This is a genomic window from Fulvimarina thalattae, from assembly GCF_040239565.1.
In the GTDB taxonomy this organism is placed as follows: Bacteria; Pseudomonadota; Alphaproteobacteria; order Rhizobiales; family Rhizobiaceae; genus Fulvimarina.
Genome location: NZ_JBEHWS010000047.1, coordinates 1 through 3949, shown reverse-complemented (window position 1 = coordinate 3949; position 3949 = coordinate 1). Strand labels below are relative to the sequence as shown.

Annotated in this window: 5 protein-coding genes; all 5 read left to right on the top strand. The window is 56.4% G+C overall.

Going from position 1 to position 3949, the window contains the following annotated elements; translation table 11 throughout:
- Positions 1-216 precede the first annotated feature (216 nt).
- Complete coding sequence (locus tag ABRA89_RS20165) at positions 217-546, top strand: PAAR-like domain-containing protein (protein ID WP_349943296.1); 330 nt, start codon at positions 217-219, stop codon at positions 544-546.
- A gap of 62 nt (positions 547-608) precedes the next feature.
- Entirely contained in the window at positions 609-1148 is a 540-nt protein-coding gene (locus ABRA89_RS20160; RefSeq protein WP_349943295.1) for a hypothetical protein, read from the top strand.
- A gap of 22 nt (positions 1149-1170) precedes the next feature.
- The gene (locus ABRA89_RS20155) at positions 1171-2184 is read left to right on the top strand and encodes a type VI immunity family protein (protein WP_349943294.1); all 1014 of its coding nucleotides are present in this window, start codon (positions 1171-1173) and stop codon (positions 2182-2184) included.
- 154 nt (positions 2185-2338) lie between these two features.
- The gene (locus tag ABRA89_RS20150) at positions 2339-3400 is read left to right on the top strand and encodes a type VI immunity family protein (protein WP_349943293.1); all 1062 of its coding nucleotides are present in this window, start codon (positions 2339-2341) and stop codon (positions 3398-3400) included.
- A gap of 80 nt (positions 3401-3480) precedes the next feature.
- The coding region (locus ABRA89_RS20145) for a DUF4150 domain-containing protein (protein ID WP_349943292.1) at positions 3481-3949 on the top strand (469 nt) is incomplete at its 3' end.

Genomic DNA, 3949 nt, shown 5'->3' with positions numbered 1-3949 from the left:
GCGCCTTGGAAAGTGGCTTCCTGAAGACCTCCCACGGAACGAGCGCGTTCAGCTTCTCGAGCGGATCGCCGGCCTCGCTCAGGCGGCCATACCGTTCATCGATATCCCAGAACCCCGGCTGACCACGCATCCCATCCTCCCGATCTCGATCAGGCCAAGGAAATCATAAATCACGATCAAAGGGGAGGTTCTTCGAGGTGTCCACCTGATAAACCGGTGCCCTTCACCAATGTCGCCTTTGCCAAGGATCTCGCCAAGGGAACGACCAGCGTCTTTTCCCACGGAGGAGCGATGAACGGCGTCAAGGGGTCGGAATTCTACAAATCGATCGGTGACGAACCGGGCGTCGGCGGCGGCGTCAAGTCAGGCGTGAACCTCCACCGCGCGACCTTCCTCTCGTGGTCACCCAACGTCCTCATGGAAGGACGACCCGTCACCCGCCTCACCGACAAGATGCTGCTCAACAAGGGCAATACGATCTCGGCGGGGGGGGGTATTATACGAAGTGGCCACCGGATTCGAAAGAAGCTAAGCTCTGTGACATAGGATGTTTTTGTTGGGCCGCTAAACGAGGATCGAGCAGGGGTCGGCTGCTGGTCGACAATCCTGTGGGGCGACGGCTCTTTCAAAACTGCTTTGAAAACAACGTTCAGGTCATATACCCGGAAACAACTCTTGGCCATCCAGGCAGCCCTGGCCTTGCCTCCGAGGTTGGGTTCTGGGACCCTCTCAACACAGATAACACTGAAGCGAACGGCAAACCTCCGGGTCAGCCGATTGGTCGTATTTCACCATGGTCTGGAGGGGCATGGTTCAACGTCTGCGGCTCGCGTTGGATGGATGCCGTTTGGGTAGACCAAAATGGTCACGCAACGGATATGTGGGACATCAAATTCGGCAACGATCCTGACAATTCTTATGACAAGGACAGCGCTTATCGGGCGATCGCGAACCGCCAGGGCGCAGATTACCACGGCGAGTTCCGAGTACCCGACGAATGCGACAACTGTGACGATGCCGAAGAAGATTGGCAGTATAATAACGGCCTCAACAGACTAGGCCGAGAGCTTGATCGTGCACTCCGCGAAAATCCGCTGAGAGTTCCGATTCCCTTGCCGCTACCGGCACCGGTGCCGGTTCCCTATTGATTATCTATTCAGAGCGTCTGATATGACCTTGTCTGAGCTACTTTTTCTTATGGCCGACGTCAATCGACGCGACCTTCTCGCGAACATCGCCGAAGGTTGGTTCCCCGACGATGGCCCTCCCGACTTCGTATTCGGTCAGAACAGCGTTTTCCACTTCGGCGCTCGTGGACGATCGGAGGTTAAGGCGACGGTCGTACATCTCGCCGCCGATTATCGTGACCGCACTGCGCCGCCTCCCAAACTCCTTGTGCAAGATGGTAGAACGGCAAATATCGCAAGCGGTGCGGATATTCAAAATATGCTGCTCGCTTCAGGCAATGACGATCAAACTGGGGGCGATTTAAAAGAGCAATACTTCGCTCCTCAGAAAAGCCTCAGCTTTTTCATCAAAAACGTCGACGGTCGGAACGCCCAGAGACCCACATCCTCATATTTCACATGCCTGGCAGACGGCGAGGACTATCCGCTTCCCGGAATCGTCCAGCACCACGACAACTATGAGACCGTCGACAGCGATCGCGGAGCATTTGTCGCAAGATTCGTCGATACCTGTGCAGCACTCCAGGTATTCTATTCAGTCAGCGGCTTTGGACCCCTGACGACATCTTACAACTCGTACAAGAGCGTCAGGAATTTTCCGATCTTCAAGCGCTTTCCGGGCTTGATGTACTGGAACAACGGTCTCACCGTCCCTGAGGGAGATCGAAGCGACGACTGGATCCTAGACGTGAACTGGCTGACCGGCATCAACGAGGCCATGCTTGATCGCGTAGGTGGCTATAAGGCGGCGCGGAGTATACTGCCCGCCGAGGTTCTGATCCATCGCTTCGACGGAGGAGTGGTGTTTCAGGCCGGTGAAAAGCCAAGACTTGGAGATCATAATGTGGGCGACTTGCCGACTGCCTATCGCGCCGTTAACCGTCTCCTGGTGCCGCTCCGTTATCCGGACTGGCAGTCGCTTCGCTATGTGCGAGCGCCGGAACCAGTTGGAGCGCAGCAGGCAACTTCCGCATGGATTTCGCGCTTCGACGAGTAGCCGGGTCGGCAGAACATGGTTATCGCCGGATTTTCACAGTTGATGCGAGGATCCGAAGAACCTGAAAGACCTCGAACCCCGTCGCCGGCTGCCCGTCGCGTTGCTTTGGCTGATCGGTTTCCGCGGCAATGGCGATCGGCTTCTGAGAGAATGGGTGACAGCGATTTCCGTATTCGTCCTGCCGGGTTCGGGGCCCCTTATCGAGGTTATCTCCCTTATGTCGGACATTCATGATCCCGTCGCAAACTTGCGTGAGCCGAAGGACCTCGACCGTCTAGCCTTCACCTACAATTCGAGCAAGGTTCACCTGCGTCTCGGCTACGTCGTCTCTCTGTTCTTTCAGAATGGCGAGACGCCTGAAAAACGCATGGCCTTCGTGGAGACCATGCGAAATTACTACGATACATTCGCAGATGATGTAACGCACTATGTGCTTCCCGATGGCGGTCGTGTTTCGGCGATCCGCGACATGTCTTTCTTTCAAGCGTTTTATGATGCTGCCGAGAGCGCGTGGGTTGAAGGAGAAGGCAGCGCGTTCACGCCGCATCTTCTGGGCGTTTTGCGAGGGCGGAAGGTAACCGACGCACCGCTCCATTATATCGGCGGCTCCTGCCTGCCCCTCGACGACTGGTTTCCCGATGGCTCCGTTTCCTATGTTGACGCGCATATTCCGGCGTCGTGGGTGGAGGCGAACGGTCACTCGGCGCTTCGCGACCTCGTGAAAGGCTGGTGCAATCTCCTGAAACCGTTGCATGGCACAGCGGGACTCGGCACCTTGTTCGATCAAAGCTCGCGGCGAACGACAAGCGGGCTCGTCGCTTTTCCTTTCCTCAAGCGCTTCGTTGGTCTCGACTATAACGACAGTGGTCCATGGCGGGCAAAAGCATCGAAGAAACCACGGACGATCAGGACGACAAACTGGTTGAACGTCATCGATAATGGCTTCGTCAAGGCTCTCGGTGGAACCGACGCGATCGCTTCGAACCTGGATTCGGGGTGCTCGATTCAGACCTTCGAGGGCGGAGCCGTAATTCTCGCCGGGCTTCGTGCCGAACTTGGCGACCGCAACCGGAACTGGGTCCCAGAGCATTACCACTCGGTAGCGAAAGCCCTGCAATCATTAAGGTTCGAGGACTACAGAACGCCGCTGTTGAAAACCAACCCGCCCGCCGATCCGATCGAAGAGACGCTGAAATGGATCCGTCGCTTTGATTAAGTGTGATACCCTTCAGACACGCGTATCAAAACGTTGCAACGAATGGCCTGACGCTCTGCCATAAGCATTCGGACGGCTGGGTGCGCTCGACCATGCCGGATGTGTGCAAGGCACCTGATAAACCGGTGCCCTTCACCAATGTCGCCTTTGCCAAGGATCTCGCCAAGGGAACGACCACCGTCTTTTCCCACGGCGGAGAGATGAACGGCGTCAAGGGGTCGGAATTCTACAAATCGATCGGTGACGAACCGGGCGTCGGCGGCGGCGTCAAGTCAGGCGTGAACCTCCACCGCGCGACCTTCCTCTCGTGGTCACCCAACGTCTTCATAGAAGGACGACCCGTCACCCGCCTCACCGATAAGATGCTGCTCAACAAGGGCAATACGATCTCGGCGGGCAGGTATTTTACAGGTGCGCTTACAGGAGCTGGTGGATTCCAGCATGAAGTGCAACGTGATCATGAGAAGCGGATTTGGACGTCTTTGCCAAGTTCTTTGAGCATGGCTTGGAGAGGCGTGACGAAGCCGAGGCATTTTCTCGGTGTCGTAT